This is a genomic window from Mesorhizobium sp. CNPSo 4661, from assembly GCF_057784215.1.
Genome location: NZ_JBWGIO010000046.1, coordinates 1 through 21,182 on the forward strand (window position 1 = coordinate 1; position 21,182 = coordinate 21,182).

Annotated in this window: 9 protein-coding genes and 1 pseudogene; 5 read left to right on the forward strand and 5 right to left on the reverse strand. The window is 59.4% G+C overall.

The genetic code is table 11. The features are described from left to right. A partial coding sequence (locus tag AC0YKC_RS33110; protein ID WP_488514134.1) for a hypothetical protein occupies nucleotides 1-4,136 on the reverse strand: 4,136 nt, incomplete at its 3' end. A gap of 102 nt (nucleotides 4,137-4,238) precedes the next feature. Between AC0YKC_RS33110 and AC0YKC_RS33115 the strand changes: the two genes are divergently transcribed. From AC0YKC_RS33115 to AC0YKC_RS33125, 3 genes are all read left to right on the forward strand, one after another. Continuing rightward, nucleotides 4,239-4,682, forward strand: coding sequence for a hypothetical protein (locus AC0YKC_RS33115; protein ID WP_488514135.1), 444 nt, complete (start codon nucleotides 4,239-4,241; stop codon nucleotides 4,680-4,682). Between the two features lie 455 nt (nucleotides 4,683-5,137). Then, nucleotides 5,138-6,880: an alpha,alpha-trehalose-phosphate synthase (UDP-forming) gene (locus AC0YKC_RS33120; protein ID WP_488514136.1), complete on the forward strand. Its 1,743-nt coding sequence runs from the start codon at nucleotides 5,138-5,140 to the stop codon at nucleotides 6,878-6,880. Nucleotides 6,881-7,469: 589 nt separating this feature from the next. Beyond that, the gene (locus tag AC0YKC_RS33125; protein WP_488514137.1) at nucleotides 7,470-9,992 is read left to right on the forward strand and encodes a hypothetical protein; all 2,523 of its coding nucleotides are present in this window, start codon (nucleotides 7,470-7,472) and stop codon (nucleotides 9,990-9,992) included. 472 nt (nucleotides 9,993-10,464) lie between these two features. Here AC0YKC_RS33125 and AC0YKC_RS33130 read toward each other — a convergent pair whose 3' ends face one another. Together AC0YKC_RS33130 and sctV are read right to left on the reverse strand one after the other, a co-directional pair. Beyond that, entirely contained in the window at nucleotides 10,465-11,010 is a 546-nt protein-coding gene (locus AC0YKC_RS33130; protein WP_488514138.1) for a tetratricopeptide repeat protein, read from the reverse strand. Further along, nucleotides 11,007-13,121, reverse strand: a complete 2,115-nt coding sequence (gene sctV, locus AC0YKC_RS33135; protein WP_488514139.1) for a type III secretion system export apparatus subunit SctV — start codon at nucleotides 13,119-13,121, stop codon at nucleotides 11,007-11,009. The genes AC0YKC_RS33130 and sctV overlap by 4 nt, the downstream gene beginning before the upstream one ends. A 196-nt stretch (nucleotides 13,122-13,317) precedes the next feature. Here sctV and AC0YKC_RS33140 point away from each other — a divergent pair, with 196 nt between their 5' ends. Next, nucleotides 13,318-13,629, forward strand: a complete 312-nt coding sequence (locus AC0YKC_RS33140; RefSeq protein ID WP_488514140.1) for a hypothetical protein — start codon at nucleotides 13,318-13,320, stop codon at nucleotides 13,627-13,629. Nucleotides 13,630-13,684: 55 nt separating this feature from the next. Here the strand turns inward: AC0YKC_RS33140 and AC0YKC_RS33145 are convergent, their stop codons facing one another. Both AC0YKC_RS33145 and AC0YKC_RS33150 read right to left on the reverse strand, forming a co-directional pair. Continuing rightward, complete coding sequence (locus AC0YKC_RS33145) at nucleotides 13,685-14,575, reverse strand: SctD/MshK family protein (RefSeq protein WP_488514142.1); 891 nt, start codon at nucleotides 14,573-14,575, stop codon at nucleotides 13,685-13,687. Between the two features lie 115 nt (nucleotides 14,576-14,690). Continuing rightward, on the reverse strand, nucleotides 14,691-14,909 hold the full coding sequence (locus AC0YKC_RS33150) for a nodulation protein NopA (protein WP_488514141.1): 219 nt from the start codon (nucleotides 14,907-14,909) through the stop codon (nucleotides 14,691-14,693). Nucleotides 14,910-16,920: 2,011 nt separating this feature from the next. Here AC0YKC_RS33150 and AC0YKC_RS33155 point away from each other — a divergent pair. Next, nucleotides 16,921-21,182 (forward strand): annotated as a pseudogene (locus tag AC0YKC_RS33155) (hypothetical protein); the annotation flags it as partial.

The window sequence follows — 21,182 nt, forward strand, 5'->3', positions numbered from 1 at the left end:
GCTGCTTCCAGGGTCGGCCACATACTCCAATCAAAGTTGAGCGGCATCTGCGGCCACCAGGTTGAGGCGAACCGGGCAGGTTCTTGCCGTCCGGCCTGGACGATGTCCTGCGCCTGCGATGGCAATGCACCCAGTTGATGGATGGGGTCAGCCGACGACAGCAGGCGACCCTCTGAATTGGCGATCTCGCTCAGCTGCCGCTCAATGGCAAGGCCGTCTGGATTGTCCAGGGTCCTCGGCCTCTTCGCTGGCCGCAACCCAGCTGTGTCACGCCCATCGTTGATGAGGACCTCCTCGCTTGGCGGGAGGTTGCTGCTGGCAAATGCACCGATCGGCTTGTCGGGGACCTGGTGCGCGGCTGGCTCGAGAGATGACCACGGGCCGGGTTTGTCCATCATCTCCCAAAGCAAATCCTGGTCGTAGCTTTCTACGGGAGGCAGCTCCGCTGGCGATCTGCTCGCGCCCTGCGACGCGCTGTGCTGGACAGCGGCGCTGCCGACGGGCATCGGCTCCATCCGGACCGCTTTTGCGGGATCAGGAACGGGGAGGTTATGGCGCTCAAGCCCCATCGCTTCAGCGCCTGCCTGCGATTTTCGCAGATCAGCCAGTGCGACACCGATATGCTGACTACCCCCGGCGTCTTTCCTATAGCGCCCTACATCGCCGTCCAATGACGTGCCGGAAAGCCGAGCAGCAATGCCCGGCTTGTTGCTTTTACGCAGGTAGTCACTGAAACTGCGAAGAACAGCTGCATACAACCTGCCAGTCGATGTCCCTGCTTCGTTTTTGTATTCTTTGATGAGAGCCACGTCCTGGGGGTGAGGATTTAGCTCAGTGCGGCTTGTGATCGGCACGACTCCGCCCGTCGACTGGAAGGTCCGGAGATGGACCATTGCCGGAAGGACTCGTCTGTGATGACCCTTTTCGATGGCCTCTCGCGCATCATCGGTCAGCGACTGGTCGTTGAGCCGAGCAGCAAACGGATCTTTGTTATTTGCGAAGAGCCAGCGCCCGAAGCTGCGAAGAGAAGATACATAGGCGTTGGCAGTGGCATCGGCGGCATTGCCCTCGAAGAGGGCCTTCTCAAGCCCCGAAACAAGGCGAGCGTCCTCGGAATAAAGAGGCTGCTTTCTCCGCCCTATCAAAACCGGCTCGAGAGATGGCGACGGGCCGGGTTCGCCCGTCAGCTCCCAAAGCAAATCCTGGTCGTAGCCTTCCACAGGAGGCAGCTCCTCTGGCCACCTTTCCGCTTCCTGCCACGCGCTGTGCTGCGCAGCGGCGCCGCTGACGGGCATCGGCTCCATCCGGATCGCGTTTTCGGGATCAGGAACGGGGAGGATATGGCGCTCGAGCTCCATCGCTTTAGCGCCTGCCTGCGATTTTCGCAGATCAGCCAGTGCGGCACCGACATTCCGATTGCCCCCGCCGTCTTTCCTATAGCGCTCTACATCGCCGTCCAATGACGTGCCGGAAAGCCGAGCAGCAATGCCCGGCTTGTTGTTCTCACGCAGATAGTCACTGAAATTGCGAAGAATACCTGCATACCGGCCGCGGGTCCCTGTCGCAGCTTCGTTTTTGTACTCTTTGATGAGAGCCACGTCCTGGGGGTGAGGATTTAGCTCAGCGCGGGCTGTGATCGGCACCAATCCACCCGTCGACTGGAACGTCCGCAGATGGTCTATTGCCGGAAGGAGTCGTCTGTGATGAACCTTTTCGATGACCTCGCGCGCATCATCGGTCAGCGACTGGTCGTTGAGCCGAGCAGCAATCGGATCTTTTTTATTTGCGAAGAGCCAGCGCCCGAAGCTGCGAAGACAGTATACATAAGCGTTGGCGGTGGCATTGGCGGCCTTGCCCTTGGGGAGCGCGTTGTTAAGCCCCGAAATAAGGCGAGCGTCCTCGGAATAAAGAGGCTCCTTGCTGTGCCCTATCAAAACCCCAGCTGACTGGACCGGCTGCAAGGTCGAGGCGGCCGGCATTGCTCTGCCGCCACCTGAATTGGCGACACGCTCATCGTTGATGAGGACCTCCTCGCTTGGCAGGAGGTTGCTGCTGGCAAATGCATCCATCGGCTCGTCCGGGAACTGCTGGGAGTCGTAGCCCCAGTTCAAGGGACGAATGGACTCTCGGGGATCCGAAGACTGGTCATGGCGCGCGGCTGGCTGAGATGACGACGGGCCGGGTTTGTCCATCATCTCCCAAAGCAAATCCTGGTCGTAGCTTTCCACAGGAGGCAGCTCATCTGGCCATCTGCTCGCGTCCTGCGACGCGCTGTGCTGCGCAGCGGCGCCGCCGACGGGCTTCGGCTCCGTACGGATCGCGTTTTCGGGATCAGGAACGGGGCGAATATGGCCCTCGAGCTCCATCGCTTTAGCGCCTGCCTGCGATTTTCGAAGATCAGCCAGTGCGGCACCGATATGCTCATCACCGCCGCCCTTCCTATAGCTCTTCACATCGCCGTCCAACGACGTGCCGGAAAGCCGACCAGCAATGCCCGGCTTGTTGTTTTTACGCAGGTAGTCACTGAAACTGCGAAGAACAGTTGCATACACTCTGCCGGTCGATGTCCCTGCTTCCTTTTTGTACTCTTTGATGAGAGCCACGTCCTGGGGGTGAGGATTAAGCTCAGGGCGACCTGTGATCGGCACGACTCCGCCCGTCGACTGGAATGTCCGGAGATGGTCCATTGTCGGACGGAGTCTCCCATTATGACCCGTTTCGATGGCCTCGCGCACATCATCGGTCAGCGACTGGTCGTTGAGCCGAGCAGCAATCGGGTCTTTGTTATTTGCAAAGAGCCAGCGCCCGAAACTGCGAAGAGAATGTACATAGGCCTTAGCGGTGTTGGCGGCATTGCTGTCGCGGAGGGCCTTCTCAAGTCCCGAAATAAGACGAGCGTCTTCGGAATAAAGAGGCTGCTTGCTCCGCCCTATCAAAACTCCAGCTGACTGAGCCGGCTCCAGTACCGAAGCCGCCGGCTTTGCTCCACCTCCACCTGAACTGGCGACATGCTCATCGTTGATGACGACTTCCTCGCTTGGCAGGAGGTTACTGCTGGCAAATGCACCCATCGGCTCGTCCGGGAACTGCCGGGGGTCGTAGCCCCAGTTCAAATGACGAATGGGTCCTCCGGGATCCGATGACTGGTCATCGCGCGCGGCTGGCTCGAGAGATAACGACGGGCCGGGTTTGTCCATCATCTCCCAAAGCAAATCCTGATCGTAGCTTTCCACAGGAGGCAGCAGTTCCTCTGGCAACCTGCCCGTGCCCCAGAACGCGCTGTGCTGCGCAGCGGCGCCGCCGACGGGCATCGGCTCCATCTGGACCGCGTTTTCGGCAGCGGGAACGGGGAGGATATGGCGCTCGCGCCCCATCGCTTTAGCGCCTGCCTGCGATTTTCGCAGATCAGTCAGTGCGGCGCCGATATTCCGACTACCCCCGGCGTCCTTCCTATAGCTCTTGACATCGCCGTCCAAAGACGTGCCGGAAAGCCGACCAGCAATGCCCGGCTTGTTGTTCTCACGCAGGTAGTCACTGAAATTGCGAAGAACAGCTGCATACCCCCTGCCGGTCACTGTCGCTGGTTCGTTTTTGTACTCTTCGATGAGAACCCCGTCCTGGGGGTGAGGAATTAGATCACTCCGGCTTGTAATCGGCACCTTGCCCGTCGACTGGAAGGTCCGCAGATGGTCTATTGCCGGAAGGAGTCGTCTGTGATGACCCTTTTCGATGGCCTCACGCGCATCATCGGTGAGCGACTGGTCGTTGAGCCGAGCAGCAATCGGATCTTTTTTATTTGCGAAGAGCCAGCGGCTGAAGCTGCGAAGAGAGTATACATAGCCGTTGGCGGTGGGATTGGCGGCCTTGCCCTTGGGGAGCGCGTTCTCAAGCTCCGAAATAAGGCGAGCGTCCTCGGAATAAAGAGGCTCCTTGCTGTGACCTATCAAAACTCCAGCTGACTGGACCGGCTGCAACGTCGAGGCCGCCGGCATTGCTCTGCCGCCACGTGAATTGGCGATCTCGTTCAGCTGCCGCTCAAAGGTCGTCGCATCTGCGGATGGCACCGTGGGCGAACTCGCTTGCCGGCCCGTGCCGTCCGACTGTCCACGCACCCACTTCGTCGAGGCGAAATCCATCCGTCCCTCCCTTCAAAAAATAGGCCTTCGAGGCTGGGCTGGATTTGACGTGCCGGAAATCAGGAACAACTACCCTTTAACAGCCCTCGGCAGGCATGCGCCGTGAGCATCGGCAGCCGATGTTCGTCCAGTGCGACCAACCTGTCTGTTTTGTTAAATGGGGAAGCTGTCGACAAGCTGATCACGACAACGAGCCTCAACATGGGCAGGTGCCCGCGCGCTTCGCGGTCAAGAGCCGATAGACCGTCGGTTTTTCAATTCATCGAACAATTGCCGGCGCGTCGCGCCGAGCCGGCAAATCGGGTGCTCGTCATTGAGCCTGTGCAACATCTAGGTGAAATTGAGCTCGGCGAGGCTGTAGAAGACCCGTTGGCGCCTGGATCTGATAGCCCGGAATTCTGGTCAATGCGGAGCACTTTGGGTCCATCCAAGGCATCAATGCATCGGATCAAAACAATCAATTTCACAGAAAGTCGGATAGAAAGTATGAAGCGGTATGTGGCACCTGTTGCTGCAATGTGCGACGAGGTAACCCGCGTCGCCTGAGACGGTTCGGTCCGGCATCGGCTCAGACGCCCCAAGCCCCTCCCATGGGTCAGTGCCGGACCGAGCCAGGTCAAAAAGCCAGGTGCGATGGTCCAAAAGATCGACTGCCGCCGCCACAAGCAAGCTAACATCGGTTTATCACTGGCAGACAGGTCCTCCAAAAGCACGCAGCTCCGGGTTGCTGGGGTAGGGACATCAGGCAATCGCTTGCCGCGCTTCGGCATCCGGTGAGAAGGCGAGGCCAGCTCCGGGCGGTCGAGGGCGTGAGCCCCACTGCCCAGCTGGGGTGCTCGGCCACAGGTCGCCATCAGGTCTCACCGAGCGCGGCGACTAGTTGCTTTTAGTCTCGTCAGCTTCTCGAAAGCTCGATCGCTTAAGGTGAGCAATGGAGAAGCCTGCGGCTTAGCGGCTGCGATCCCAAACGCATCGAATGGAGATCTGGACGGAGATGTAAAATGAATAGAATCACTGCTCTGGTGGCAGACTCAAGTCCCGCCGGTACGTCAAGCGCGACCCGGCAACCCATGCAGCGCGCTGCCTTCGACCAGCACCTGCGCGAGGCAGCGCAGTATTGGATGCAACAATCCCCTTCAGCTCTTTCCCCTCGGGTTGGTTCTGCCCACCAGAGCGATAATCTGTGTGACGCAGAGCAGCGATCAAAGCTTGTCGTCATCTCAAACCGCGTTGCAACCGCCGACCCAAGGCAACCGAAGACGGGCGGCCTTGCCGCAGCGCTCGAGCCCATTGTGGCGCGTTCAGGCGCCGTCTGGCTGGGGTCCTCGGGCAAGGTGAGTGAGGATGCTGCCGCAAGTGTGCAACTCGAGTCATATGGCGAGGGACACATATCGAGGCTCGATCTGCCGAGCGCACACTATCCTGGCTTCTATGCAGGTTTTGCGAATTCGACGTTGTGGCCGGCGTTTCACTCCCTCCCCGACCGAATTTCGAGCTCGCCGCAACATTACGACAGCTATCGCGAGATCAATGCCTTTATGGCGCGCGCGGCGTTCGATTTGAGGGATCGGGACGCATTCTGGGTGCATGATTATCACTTTCTTCCGCTCGCCGATGACCTCCACAGACTCGGCGTGGACCGGCCGATCGGCTTTTTCCTACATACGCCGTGGCCGGCACCCGATACCATCGAGCAAGTACCCAATCATCGTGAACTCATGAAATCGATGCTCGACTATGGCTTGCTCGGCTTTCAGACCAACAGGGACGTGAATAACTTCCTTGCCTGCCTCCTTTCTCATCTTGGTCTGGAAAGCAAGGATGGCATCGTGATCTCGGAACGCGGGCAGACGCGCTGCCAAAAGTTTCCGATCGGTATCGATCCGAAGCAGTTTGCAGAATATGCGGCGGAATCGCTTGCTAATCAGGAGGAATATATCTCCTCCGTGCACAAGAAACTCGGGGGCGCGAAGCTTGCAATTGGTGTCGATCGGCTCGATTACAGCAAGGGTATCGACAACCGGATCAAAGCTTTCGATCAGGTGTTCGCAGCCGAGCCGCGCAGCATTTCGCTCTTGCAGATCGCCATCCCTTCACGCACCGAAATTGAAGAGTATCAAGCGTACAAGCGCAATGTTGACAGCTTGGTCAGCCGGGTCAATGCCGAGCATGGTACGGACGAGTGGAGTCCGATCCTCTATGAGAATGACGCTTTCACCCAGGCTCGACTCGCGGGTCTTTACCGCGCCGCGCGCGTCTGCGTGGTGACGCCCTTGCGAGACGGCATGAATTTGGTAGCGAAGGAATATGTCGCTGCGCAAGATCCGAACGATCCGGGCGTTTTGGTTTTATCGAAGTTTGCAGGTGCGGCCGAGGACTTCAACGACAATGAGGCTCTGCTGGTGGATCCGACCCACCCTGACGAGATCGCGTCCGCGATTTCCAAAGCGGCCAAGATGCCCTGCGAAGAGCGCATCCGACGCTGGCAGCCGATGAAGGATAAGCTTGAAGCTTATACGATCCACGATTGGGCGGCGGACTTCGTTGGAGAATTGGACAAGAGCCGGATCACGGCGCCGGCGGACCACTTCCGTTACCTCGGCTTCGGCTGGATCAACGAGGCGCAAATGCCCGCGCTCCGGACAACCGCCGAGTTGGACGCATCGCTGAAGCACTCAATGGATAGATACTGGATCCGGCCAGCGACAAGCGGTGCCATGCCGAATGTGTCCCTGAACGATTGAATCATAATGAACGTGGTTGGGCGGATGAGCGCATCGGCTTTCCTCGCAAAGATCTGGAACAAGCCAAGCCGTCATGATTTCGAGCGCCGCAACGCACTCTCGCCGTGACGCTCCACGATCAGGGAGTCGTCGAAGTGCCGACTCGTTCGGTGGCATTTGGCGACAATCACCAAACGAGATCGGTGGCAACGTCACAGCAGTCTATGCAGGAAGCCAAAAGGCTTTACGACGGATCCATCTAGAGGGTTCCAACTGTAGCTATAGTATGGCTCAAGCGGTGAAAAACGGTTCCGGTGAATGGAAGCGCGAGCAGACCTCGACTGAATTTTTGCAAAACATGAAAACAGCGAGTGCGGCGTGAATCAATCGCGTGCGTGTTGTCGACTACTGCCCAGGTCAATTGTAACGACGCCGCTGCGGGTGGGGGCTGCCCGTGACGATTGACGAGAAGACATGCCGCTGGCTCGAGGCCCCCATGTCCTAAGCCCCATCTGGGTACGCTTATATCCCCGCCCCCGATGCGCACGGCTAAGCGACATTCGCCCCAACAGCACGGACAGCGCATTCTCGCCTTCATCGGAGATGAAATATGACGGGCATTGGCCGACTTGACAGATCACGCATCGCCGATGCTGCGGCCGAACCGGGCAGTTCGCGCTCCCCATCGAGTCGGGCGGCGGCGGAGGGCAGCCGGTCGTTCGGCTCCGTCGTGGATCACATGCGCTCTGAGCCTGAAGGTAGAGGTTCACTCTCGGCTGGCGTTACGTACGGTGCTGATGACGACCTTGGTGGTAGATCGTCCGGCCCCTCCGTTGGCGCACTTCGAATCCCGGCTGCCGCGCCGCGTGCAGCCGCAACACGGCGTCGCGGCGTTTCTTCTTTGTCGGAGGCTGAAAGTGCGACGCCGATCGCGGGCCAGCCGTCAACTTCAAGTGAGGCAATACCCATTCCCTGGACAGACGAAGAGAACAACGACGCAAAGCAACGAATGCTCGGCTTGCTTGAGGAACTGGACGTTCGCCAAAAAAGCAGCCTACAAAACATCAGATCGACGGACGACCTGCAAGACCAATTAGATCGAGTCATCAATGCGGGTGCAAACGTTCTGGACTACTACGCAAGCCTACCCGGCCTCGTGGCACGTCGCATTCTGCCCGACGATAAAGTGCGTCAAATTCGCGACAACGCAGTTGATCGAGTGGAACATTGTGATCGTGTGGCCAAAACAATTATCGAGAAGGCAGAACGTGGCAGGCAGGCTGCCGACCGCATCCTTCGCGAGATGTACCGATCCAATGCCTCCCCCGACCAGGTGATCCGATCGGTTTCCAGTGTGGCTAAACATTATGTCGCCTGCATGGAGTGGTGGGACAAGAAGGTACAGCGCGGCGAATGGGCGCGGTCTGTGTGCGCCGCGGCTTCCAACTTACCAAGTTCAACGGTCGAAATGCGGCGGGGCGAAGAAGCCGCGCTGCGGCTGCGCACCGGCTGGCTAATGACTACGAAGGTCATGCAGCTGCAATCCCGGACTGCTCTCGCGCAGCTCAAGATTGAGCCGCAGACGAGCACGTTCGAACCGCCCGTCAGGGACATCCTCTACGAGCAAGTGACTCTGTTGCACGGCTTCATCGCCGATGTTTTTCCGGCATTCGTCTCGACGAAAGATGCTGTGATGAACGCCCAAGGGCGTCCCCTCGACGCGCAACACTGCGCCGTTTTGGAAGGAGTCATGGAGCGGCTTTCCGAATTTGCGTCGACGTCGCACTCCATGCTTGCCAAGCTAAGCGACCATGGAACAGGTGCCCGCCTCCCGTTGGAACTGCTTGGACAAATCGTAGACGGCGCATGGATCACTGCCGACGAGGTCATGCGGCTCCTGGATCTGCAGCCAAAGCCGAAAGCACGCAATTTATCGCCGGCTATCGCCAGCGCTGCGATATCGGCCGACAAGGCTGGCTCGGCGGCCGTGGCCCAAGGAACTCTGACGCTGCAGGCGCAGTCGGCACCCATCGCTGCACGGACGGCCGGCGCTGGCACTACAGGATTGGCCGAAACTGTCGGCGAGGCTGCAGTGGCCGAAGTCACCGCGCGCAGCCGGCAGGGAAAAGGCAAGGGCAAGCTGGCTGCCGGTGGCGGGAGTTCGGCCGCGACGCGGCCCGAACCGCAAGTCGTTGCGGCCGTCAGCGACTCCGAGCCAGCAACCAAGGTTATCATGCGTTCGGATCGAGGTACGAAGAAACTTGTAAGCGCGAGAGAAGCGCATGCGAGCGCGTCGGCGGCGGCGGCACACTTGGCGATCTGGCAGACCCCGGCTCCAGCCTCGACGGAGACCCTTAGGCCGCTACTCACACGGCTGGACGAACTTTTGCGCTTCGATACGGCTGGCCAGCAAAGGACCGTCTCTCAGGCGCGCCAGCTGAAACCCGAAGACGCCGACCACGCCGTCGAAACCGTGATCTCGCGCCTCCAGGCACAGGCCACTGAGATGCAGGCCTGTCTGGTCGCGTTAGAGGATCCTCGGCGACGCGTCCTGCTCTCGCCTGCGCAATTGGTCGAAGTGCACGACAAAACAATCCGGCTCAAGGGGATATTGTCGGAGGCGCGGGGACTGGCTAAGGCTTTGAACGAGACAAGGGCCATTGCCAAGATCGAGTGCATGAAGACCTACGCCTTTCCCTCTCAGAAGCACCTTGAACACTTGCGGGAGGCCAGGGAGTTGACGCCTGCGGATCAGCCCCGCGCGTTGAAAGGCGAGCCGGGGGCGCTGTTTGAAATCAAGCTGCAGCCGAAGGCGCTGCGCAACGGAGTAGCGCCAGCTCCGATGTGGGTGCACATCCATACGAAGCGGCCGGTACATGCAAGGGAGTTGGCAACACTGAAAGAAGCCGACTTCGCCGCTTGCCACGTCAAGTCCAATGAGCAGCGCGGCCATAATCGACAGTGGCAGGACGCCCGCGCCAAGATCGGTCACGACAACATCGTGATCCACCGTGGTAAGCTCACCGCCGCTTTCTGTAAGTCCTTGTTGACCGGGGGACCGAGCAGTTATCCACGCCAATCCCTTGCTGAGACGGAGCATCAGTCGACGCGGGCTGCTGGCCATGGGGTGTAGTTGGGGAGCGATGCCCGACCCCTGCACGCTACCTTTCGCGACAGCCGAGTTGCAGAAATCCAGCCCATTTCACCCAATGAGATCGGCGAAGTATACACCGGATGCGGGGTATTTGGGACGCGAGACCGCCCTTCGACTTCGCGCCGAGCTCATCCCAACCCTCCTGCTTCGCCGGGCCGGCGGAACATGCCATTGGCGACTTTCAGATGCGGCAAGCGGCGAACCGATCGCGGTGGCGAGCCGGATCGTGGCGAGGAGCGCGTCACGTCCAAATCTCAGATAGTGCGACAGCGCCCACAACCGGTACTCTGCGGGAGAACCTCCAATGACGGATCGTGTTCGAACCCTGGTAACTTGGGAGAGCGCACGCAGTCCCTTCAACATCAGCGCCCCAAACGGTCTCTGACGCACGCTCGTACATAGCGCCCGACTTGCGAACGCTTCTTGACGACGCATCCGAGTCCGGTGGCAGCTATCCCGACGGTGCCAACGCATTCCGATCGGACTTGCCGCTAAGCGCAACCGACAGGTTAAGATTGTGGAGCAACATCTGATTCCCTGGCTCTGTTTGGAGACCTTGCCGATATAACGCTTGTGCCGCGTCATGCCTGCCTTGAAGGTCCAAGATAGCTCCCTTCGCATTCAACGCGCGCAGGTTACCTGGGACTGCAACCAGGACGCTGTCGAGTACCCCGACTGCGTCATCAAGGCGTTTTTGTGCTAGCAAAACCTTCGTAAGACGGATTGCCATGTCAACATTATCCGGATGTCGCCTCAGCTCATCTCGCAAAACTCGCTCTTGAGAATCCTGACCGACTTCGCGCAAAATGCGTTCGCGCATAGCCGGATCGATGTGATTGGCGCCGAGCAACTCTGGGGGCGACGTCTCCTTTACTGAAAGAGCTGGCTTGTTCCAACTAGCGCAACCGGCGAGAGGCAGTATGGCGACTGCTGCGAAAAGAACCGGTTTCAGATGAAACGAAAGTAACGGTGAAACGACATTCTCATGTGGATTCATACTTGGTTCTCACCCATCATAGACGGCAAAGCGGATATTGCGAGGTTCTCCTGGCGTCCCACTTTTGGTTCCAGGCGGAGCTTGACCGATCCGGCTGGCTGAATCGTGAAGTCGGACGCGAGGTCCTGATAGGACAGCACAGCAAGATCAATCCCATTTCGGGTGAGAAAGCCGCGGACGAAGCGTCGAACATCCATCGAAGTCAATATGACAGGACGGGTTTGATCCGGCGCTGTGCCGGAAATGACCTTACGCATCTGTGACAGCAGCGCTTCGCTTTGCTGATCCTCAAGCAAGAGGGAGGGACCAGCGGCCGAATCCCGAGCCGCACTGCGCACCACCTCCTCAGTCTCACGTTCTATGATCAAGGCGGACAGGATACCGTGTCCGTTGGCATAGCGATAACAGATCTGCCGCTTCATGGCAGAACGAACGTACTCCGTGAGAAGGGCGACGTTTTGCTCACGTTCGCTCCATTCGGCCAATGCCTCCAAAATGAGGCGAGTATTGCGGATCGGGATACCTTCATTCAGCAGGCGGCGCAGCACATCTGCGATCCGTGGGATCGGTGTCGTACGCAGCACCTCCTTCACCAGATCGGCATATTCTTGCTCCATCCGGCTCAGCAACTGGCTCGTCTCTTGGATGCCGACCAAGCGAGGTGCGTAGCGGTTCAACATAGCATGGACACGCAACGCGAGCAGTTCGCTGGGAGAGTGATGCTCGATACCGGCAGCTTTGAGACCCGCTGCATGGATTTTGTCGATCCAGATTGTGTCCGTTTCTGAATCACGCCGAAAGGGGATACTGCTCGATTCTATTTTCGCCACATCGTCTTTGAGCTTCAGCTGTGTGGGATCAATCAAACCTTGTTCGACCGGTACGCCCTCGATGTCTGTCCTGAATTGTGACTCGGGCAGCTGTTGATCGATCGAGGCAGGGATGCGCGGAACAATAATGCCAAGATCGGCTGAAACCAGTTGCGAAACACGTGCAATGTGCTGTTGCAATTCGGCTTGGTCGATCGCATCCATAAGGTTGGGCGCAAGGAATAAGGCGATCGGACCTGCTTGGGCAGGCAGCGTCTGGTTTGCGGGCTCCCGTGAAGCCGCCGTTGTAGCATCGGCACTGCCAGCGCCCAGCACATCACCCTTGATCATGCTTGCCGTGGCGAAAATTGCGGCCAAGACGAGAAAGACCGGCAGCGGGAAGCCAGGAACGAATCCCATTGCAACCAAGACTGAGGCCGCCAACCGCAATGCTCGCCTACTGGCCGTGAGTTGATCGACTATGTCAGTCCCAAGGTTAAGGCTCTCAGCCCCGGTTACACGAGTGACGATGGTGGCCGCGGTAATTGAGAGCAGCAGGGCCGGAATCTGCGAGATTAGAGCGTCACCTATTGTCAGCAGAGTATAGTGGCGCAGTACCTCGGCGAAGGGCATTCCCTTCGAAAGCAGGCCGATCGAAATCCCACCCAGCATGTTGATGAAGATGACGACCAGCCCGGCGATGGCGTCGCCCTTCACGAACTTCATCGCACCATCCATCGCGCCGTAAAGTCGGCTCTCCTTCTCCAATGCGGCGCGGCGCTTGCGAGATTCGTTGCCATCGATGTGGCCGTTCCTTAACTCCGCGTCGACCGCCATTTGCTTGCCTGGCAGCGCGTCGAGCGTGAAGCGCGCCGCCACTTCTGCTACGCGTTCGGCGCCCTTCGCGAGGACCATGAATTGCACCATCGTCACAACCAGAAAGATGACAATACCTACGACGATATTACCTGCGATCACGAAATCGCCGAACGTGTGGATGATGCTGCCTGCCTCGCCCTCGGCCAGGATCAGTCGCGTCGTTGCGATGGTGAGCGCCAGACGGAACACCGTGGAAATCAAAATGACGCCGGGCAAGGAGGAAAAATCAAGCGGCGTGCTGATATGCAGGGCGACCATCAACAGCAGGATGGCTAATCCCATATTAAATCCGATCAGCGCGTCAATTACAGCGATCGGTACTGGCATGACCATCATAGTTATGGCCAGAAGCAGCATCAACGCGACCATTAAGTCCGGGTTGGCCGGCGCGCGCTCGATGAAGTTACGCAGGACGTTGGCCATGGAGGCCCCTTTGTGATGGTTTGAGAGTTGCTCTGCTGCTACGCAGATTTCGAAGACCCACCAGCGCATGGCTACGATTGAGGCTGGGAGACAGGCGCGAAAATGGATGGCGGCCGGGTGGATCCAGTCTGTTCAGGACCGTCAGTGCCTCACCGAAAGCTTGCAAGGTGAGCGGATAAGCGCGGAGCCGCGGTAGGTGGACATCCCCAAAATTAGCGTGGTCAACGAGCCGCAGCGGGGGCAAGTCTCGTGCGCTCTGCCGGTGTGCAAGCTCTTTGTAGGAAGGGGCGAGGACTTCGAGCTCTTGCTTGTGGATCAGCACGACATCACCGGTTTCGGGAGACGCTCGCTGGCTCCATTGCAGCGTCGCGCTGGACGCAGGTCCGCCATCGGCAAGGCTTTGATCAAGCTGGTTGCGGTTCGGCCGGAGCAAGACCATCCGCCGCAACTCGTTGCGCAGGGCGCGAATGCCTTCACGCATCGTATGAAATCGAGCGCAACAGGATAGGTGGGGTTGCTTGACCATGGGAGTTCTCGTGATTGTGGCCTGCCGCCGGGAGCCTTTAATACGGGAGAGAAGCAAGGCGGCCATTTCGGCTCAGCAGCACGCGGCCGTCCTCGATCCGGTCGACCGTCCATCCATTGTCCAAAAGGGCGCCGACGAAATACTTCTCGCCACCAATGACAACATACGGCGAAGACCCACGCCAAACCGCTTCAACCGCGATTGCGGACGGCCCTTTGTCCTCGTTGATGACAACTCCATTGACCAGAGTCACTGCGCCCTTCGTGCGATGATCGAACCACTGCTGAACCTTCTGCCAACTGGTGGCCGATGCAGACGTGACGGTACCTTCAGCAGTCACAACCCCCTTTTCGGAGCCGATCTTGATGTTGAGCAGGCCCGCTCTGGCAACTTCGTTTTGCAAGTCTTTGGCCGCGGCCTCGGTGTTCTGATTATCAGCACGGTCGTTGGTCAGCTTGGATTCAAGTTTGGCACTAGACGAATTGGTGCCCGATCCACCGGCGTTGTCGTAGTAGGAGAAAATGGCTGAGAGCGCGCCGATCCCGACGGAACCGAGTAGCACGAAGGCTAGCACTGGGATCGATAGTCGTGGTGGACCGTTCGACACAGCTGGCGCTGCACCCTTTGCCGACCAGAGAATGGACATGGCGCCTATTTGAACAACGACAGGAAGAGCAACCACAACACGCTGACCTGCGGCCACATTCCCGTTGCCCTCCACGCTAACTCCGTCTGCCAGGGCATCGAGCTCGATCGAATCTTCAACAACATTGATACGAAGATGATGCGGCGCGAGTCCTTGCTCGACGAAGATTATATCGGCATCGAGGCCGCTGCCGATTAAGCTGGCTTCTGGAGCCAGCTCGCCGGTCAGTCCGCAATAGAGACCTGACAGAACTTCGAAATGAAGCGAAACGGCGTCATTCAATGATGATCTTCCCAAAAAGGAGAGAAGCCGCACGGCAATTGCCGTGCGGCTCATTTCGATTCCACATCGCGCCGCCTTGGACGCGATCGAGGCTACCTGAGCCGCGCTTCAGACATTAGTTAACGCGTTCGTCGGCCGCCTTCTTGACTGTCTGGAGCTGCATCGAAACAGTGCGCAGCTCCATACTCCTGGCCGTAGCCTCCGCGCTAACCGCCGCTAGATCCGCAATCTGGGCCTGGAAGGCAACAGCTCCAGCGCCTCTGGCAGCAGTCGTTCCAAGCGTCGAAGCGGCTGTACCAAAGTTGTTGGCAAAGGTTTGAATAATATTAGCCATATAGTTTCCCTTTCAGTTCGAATTGTGCCTTCATTGACGGCACACCACATCCTGACGAGGACCATCCGACGTCAGGCATCCTCTTCTTCCGTTTCTGCCATAGCGTCCTCGGAATCAGCCATGACATCCATCATGATGGTCATCGCAACGGCACTGAGAACCTGCTCGAAGGCTTCTTGTTCAGCCACAGATTGCAAGCCGCCGCTAGAATTGTTCGGGATATCCGCACGATCGCGACCGTTAACAGGCCTGTTGGACGCAGGCGGCCTGCTATGATCCGGCCTGCTATGATCAGAAGGTCCGCCGGGCGCGTGCGGCGGTTGTCCACTCGAATGCCCATGACCCCCCGTACGGGCCAAGGAAACACTCATGCTGCCAGCTCCACTTCCAATTGCTCCGACCATCAGGTACTCCGGCGTTAATCATCAATTTCGTTGGCGGACGGCGAGGGCCGCGTTGGTATCCATGTCCTGACCCTATAGCCGCCACCTTTCGACAAGCTGACGAGCTTCAGTAAAAACGGCGCTGCCGCAAATCACGGTTGCGGCGATCTGACCTCTGCTATTGTGGCAGATTTCTTCCAGCTCGATTTGGCCGCGAGGCATGGATCAGCTGTCTTGCCGTTCACTCTACAACCTCCCCGGTTTCCAGCTGAATGGTCAGCTATGCTGTGTAGCTGTTTTCCCTTCCGTCTTTGGTCTGTGAGTGCGAGGCGCGTCTCTGTGTGCCGGATACGGACGTCGCCCATTCGCGCTTCGAACCTGTGTCTTTTATGAGTCTGTAGAGCCTGGTGCTGCGACATGGACGTCCTACTTGCCGAGGCGTCCAGTCCGGCCGGGCCGTGAATCATGTGCCTGATGCTGACGGTTGGTGACACGACCGCGTGAACGCGTTTGAGCCGCCCGTCGTCCATGCCAACTTTTTCTGCGGCGGGTAGCCGACGCAAATTCTTGAAAATTCCATTGGAGCATTCTCAGGCTTTTGGCCCGTCAGCTTCTCGAAAGCTTTCCCTGCTTTTGTGAGCAAGAACACTACTACGGTCAGCACTCTGCCGAAGCTGGATTTGATGATGGTGTAAGTCTGACCTTCACTCGCATGGCGCCGTGAGACTCGGATCAACGACGCAAGGCAAGTCTTGGCGATGGGTTCATTGAACCAGGCAGCGCACGATGCCCTTGCCTCCATGGGTGACCGGCAAAACCAAAGGTAAGCGCATTCTCATCTGCGTCGGAGGTGGATTATGTCTGGCATTGGCCGACCGGGGAGATCGCACATCGGCGATGCTCGAGCCGACAGCACGCGAGGATCGAGCAGTTCGCGTCCGCTGCCAGGTCCTGCCCCGGGGGAAGGGCGCCAGTCGTTCGCTTCCATCGTGGAGGGGATGCGCTCCGAGGCTCAAGACGAAGGGACCTCTTCTGCTCACGCCGCGCTCCGCACGGGAAATGTCGCTCGCGACAGGTCTGCCGGTTCCTCCATGGGTCGCCGGGCCCTCACGGGTTCGCGACGCGCAACCAGTGCGTTGCAGCAGGGTTTTCCGCTGGGTCCTGATGGCGAAGCACCGGCTGGAGAACAAAGTTCTTTGCGTTCTGATGAGAGGTCCTGGCTCGGCGATCAAGGACCGAGTAGCTCGCATCCAGATATGCTCCCACCCCATGAGCAGATTGAGTCCATGCCGGGTGCGAGGTCGGGTAGGCGGCGTTTCGACAATGTAGCCGCGCAGAGCTCCAACGATGCATACTTGCAAAGCCTGCTTAACGACGCTTTACATGAAATTGCTTTCACTGGCGACATCACGGGATTTTCTTGCGCCGTCGTGAAGCATGACAAGAAGCTCCAGCACCTGGCGCATCACGCAACATTCCTGCAAAAGGCCGCTTCCGAGTTCACGCGTCAATTTATACCAAGATGGCAACAAGATATCCGGTCCCGCAATACCTGGGGATATGCCACCTCATGCAACGCGTTGAGCCGGGGGCCTGGAGGTCAGCCAGGCATGGAAGCTTGCAGGGCCATGGCAGCTCAGGTGTCAAGGACCGGCAATGCGCTAAACGATGTCGAAAGCAAAACGCTTTCGCTGTTCGTGTTGTCGTTCAGCCGCCATTCCCGAGTGCCGGAATGTCGCACTGCAATGAACCGAATCGCCAAAGGTTTTCATGAGCACCGCGGAAAGCTATCGGAGCTTAACGGTCAAAGTCTCGCCCTGCTGGTCAATGGTTTCAGCAAGTCGCCGCAAGAGGAGGACTGTAGCTACGCGATAGTCGCTATTGCCGGCGAGCTGCTTCATCGCGCCCATCGGCGCAATGTCCAGTTGTCGGACTATGATCCGCAGCACTTGGCCAACTTGGTGAACGGGTTCAGCAAATGGCCCCAAGACGCGGACTGTCGCGGTGCGGTAGGGGCAATCGCCGGCGAGATCCGTCGCCGCGCCGGCCGTGCTGACCGGCTGACTGGTTTCAATTCGCAAGGCCTGGCGAACCTGGTGAACGGCTTTAGCAAATGGCCGCAAGAAGAGAACTCAAGTCACGCCACCCTAGGGATCGCTGGTGAAGTGCTTCGCCGCGCCGAGCGGCTCTTTGAGTTTGAGCCGCAGAACCTGGCCAACCTGGTGAATGGCTTCAGCAAATGGCCGCACGAGGGGGGCTGTGGCAAAGCCGCGGTGGCAATCGCCGGCGAGATCCGTCGACGCGCCCATCGGCGCATCCAGTTATCTGACTTTGAGCCGCAGAACCTGGCCAATCTGGTGAACGGCTTCAGCAAATGGCCACACGAGGCGGGCTGTGGCACCGCCACTGCGGCGATCGCCGATGAGGTTCGCCGCCCCGACCGGCTCTCTGGTTTTGCTCCTCAGGGCTTGGCGAACCTTGTGAACGGTTTCAGCAAGTGGCCGCAGGAGGCGGGTTGTGACGGCGCTATCCTTGCGATCGCCCGTGAGGTCAATCACCGCGCACACCGGCTGACTAACTTCACTCCGCAGGAGCTGGCAAATCTGGTGAACGGTTTCAGTAAGTGGCCGCTTGATTGCCAGGGCGCTATCGCAGTGATCGCCGGTGAGGTCCGTCGCCGAGCGGATCGGCTGTCGGGTTTCACACCGCAGAGCCTGGCCAATCTGGTGAACGGCTTCACAAAATCGCCAGAGGGGGCGGAGTGCCACGGCGCCATAGTTGCAATCGCCGGTGAGGTCCGTCGCCGCGCCAACCAGCTGTCTGATTTAACTCCACTCCAGTTGGCGAACCTGGCGAACGGCTTTAGCAAGTGGCCGGAGGGGGCGGAGTGCCACGGCGCTATGGTTGCGATCGCCGGTGAGGTGCATCACTGCGCTGACCGGCTGGCTGCTTTCACCCCGCAGAACCTGGCCAACCTGGTGAACGCTTTCAGCAAGTGGCCTGACGACACGGGCTGTGGCGACGCGGCGGTAACAATCGCCAGCCATCTCATTGGGGGCCCCGACCGCGAAGTCCAGCTCTCTGATTTTGATGCGCAGTCGCTGGCGAATCTGGTGAACGGCTTCAGCAAGTGGCCGTGGGACTGCCGAGACGCCATAGGTCAAATCGCCGACGAGGTCCGCCACCGCGCCGGCCGGCTGGCCGGCTTTACTCCCCAGCACTTGGCGAACATGGTGAATGGCTTCAGTAAAAGCCCAGAAGAGGAGAACACACGTCAGGCCGCCGCTGTGATCGCCAGTGAGGTGCGTCTGCGAGCCGACCAACTCTCGGGTTTTACCCCTCAGAACCTGGCGAATATGGCGAACGGCTTCAGCAAGTGGCTGCAAGAGCCGGAGTGTAGCCAAACCACCGTTGCGATCGCCAGCGAGGTGCTGCGCCGCTCGCGCCGCGATGTCTGGCTCTCTGATTTTGACCCGCAGACTCTGGCGAGCCTGATGAATGGTTTCTCAAAGTCGCCTGGGGACTGCCGTAGCGCTGCCATTGCGATCGCCGGTGAGGTCGGTCGCCGCGCAGGCCGGCTCTCTGATTTCACGCCGCAAGGTCTGGCGAATCTGGTGAATGGTTTCGGCAAGTGGTCTGACGATGGGGGCTGTGGCAACGCCACGCTGGCGATCGCCGGTGAGGTCTGTCGCCGCGCCGCACGGGTCGAGCGGCTGGTCGATTTTACCTCGCAAGGGCTAGCGAACCTCATGAACGGTTTCAGCAAGTGGCCCGACGAGAGGGGCACTGGCGACGCGATAGTTGCAATAGCGAGTGAGGTCCATCGCCGCGCCGCCCGGCTGTCTGATTTCACTGCGCAGAACCTGGCCAACATGGCGTACGGCTTCAGCAGGTGGCCGGAACAAGCGCGCTGTGGCGACGCCATGCGTGCGATCGCTGGCGAGGTCCTTCGCGCTGACCGGCTGGCTGATTTCACTGCGCAGGGTCTGGCGAACCTGGTGAACGGTTTCGGCAAGTGGGAGCGAGAGCAGGACATGCGCCAAGCCGCAGTCGCGATCGCCAACAACATTCGCAGTGCCAACCGGCTTTCTGATTTCACTGCACAGGGATTGGCGAGCCTGCTCAACGGTTTTAGCAAATGGCCGCAGGATGCTACGTGTCACCAGGCGGTCCTGGACACCGTCCGCAAACTGGGCTCGGGAGGCCAACGATTTGCGGGGTTCACCACAACGCAGCTCAGCGTGATCGCCAACGTTCTAGCGCGAGGTGTCATGAGCGGCGAGGACAGCGGAGAGGTCTTGGAGACCGCTCTGCTGAAGGATCGGCTGCACCAGCTGGCCCACCACTTTCACTATGCCAGCGATCGCCTGGAGCAGGCCGATGCGCTGGACATCGCCATGATTTTCAAGGCGCTGGCCAAGGCTCAATTGTTTGACGACCTCGCTTCGCTCGCACGCTCGGGATTGGATCGGTTGACCAAACTACGTCGTGCCTCAGATTTTGCCGCTCGGAACAGTCTGGAAAACATGGGTAATCTGTGTGCGGCTCTGCTGCCGCTGGCGCGCAGCCCGCGCAAGAACCTGCGCCCGCACCGCAGGCAGACTCTGAATTTGCTAAACGACATTCAACCGATCATCGAGCACAAGATCGAGGCGCATCTGAACGCAAGCGATGCGGAACGGACCCGCGGGCCGTTCGCCAGCCGCTGCCCCGCCTTGTCGATCTATCAGACGCTTAAGGCCCGCGCGGTCCTGGAGAGATTGTTCAGGCCACCGTATGTCGAGGGCAAGAAGTCCGATTTGCGGGTGAGGCAGGAAAACCTGCAGTCCAAGACCAAGGAGATGTTGGACAAGACCGGCGGCCTCGTCGAAGGCGACCTGTCCAACATGAGCTGGAACCTGATCGCCGAGATTGCGGCGGAGACCCCGCTCGATGCGCTGGACACATTCGTGGCGCAGAATGCGGCGACGGTCCAGGCCCAGCATCCTGCGTCGGTCTTCGACGTGCATCAGGTCTTGCGAAGCATGGATCACGAGCCCAGACCGCCGCAGGGTGAGGCAGGACTGATGCAGCTGCCGGTGGTGGATATGCGGGGCCGGCAATTGGCCACGGACCCGGAGAAACGGTATTCGATTTTTCATCGGCTGACCTCGGGAGCTTTGCCGGTCGTTGCGGTGCAGCTGCCAGGAAAGCCGAGCGCTTTCATGCTGGCGCGCACGGTGAACGTCAACGGTGTGCCATACCGCATGGACCTGTTCGGCGGCAGCAAGTTGAAGCCGCCAAATCGGCGCGTTTCACAGATCGCCGCCCGCGTTCCAGGTGTGGCGGAAGCAGAGACTTCCGGGGGAAAGCTGCTGGCCATTCCCTATGCCGATACCGCACCGGGCACCGCCTTCGAGCAGCTGTCGCGGGCCTGGGCTCCTTTCAAGGAGGCATATTATTACACTCAGCGCAGGGGTTTTGCCGCGCCGCCGGCAATCAAGGGCCTGGGGGTTCACGACTACGCGCTGGAAGGCGCCTTCAAACTGTCGCTGCTGCCGGATCGTCCCGCCAACCAGCAGCATCCCTTCAGGCTGACTGGGCCGGCGGGCCCGATCGCCTTGCGACCGCATGACGGCTGCGGCTTCATCAGGGCCTCGCTGGCCGAACGTATGCGGGCTGTTCGTCGCGCCGGCGAGCAGGAGGGTCCTGATCGCGTGCCTGCCTTTGCAGAGGGACGCAGATCGTCCGTTCCTGCATCCGCGCTGCAACATTATCCGCGCGGCGAGCAAGTGGCGGATGAGGCGCGAGAGAAAGCCATGACCTGGCTCGAGAGCCGACAAGGCCAAGAGCTGTCGGCTGAAGATCTGTTTCGCACCGTGACCGCCGGACATATCGACGGTCCCGGTGC

Coding starts and splice junctions, on each gene's coding strand:
- AC0YKC_RS33120 (WP_488514136.1), top strand. CDS start 5,138: ATGAATAGAATCACTGCTCTGGTGGCAGACTCAAGTCCCGCCGGTACG.
- AC0YKC_RS33125 (WP_488514137.1), top strand. CDS start 7,470: ATGACGGGCATTGGCCGACTTGACAGATCACGCATCGCCGATGCTGCG.
- AC0YKC_RS33130 (WP_488514138.1), bottom strand. CDS start 11,010: ATGAATCCACATGAGAATGTCGTTTCACCGTTACTTTCGTTTCATCTG.
- sctV (WP_488514139.1), bottom strand. CDS start 13,121: ATGGCCAACGTCCTGCGTAACTTCATCGAGCGCGCGCCGGCCAACCCG.
- AC0YKC_RS33150 (WP_488514141.1), bottom strand. CDS start 14,909: ATGGCTAATATTATTCAAACCTTTGCCAACAACTTTGGTACAGCCGCT.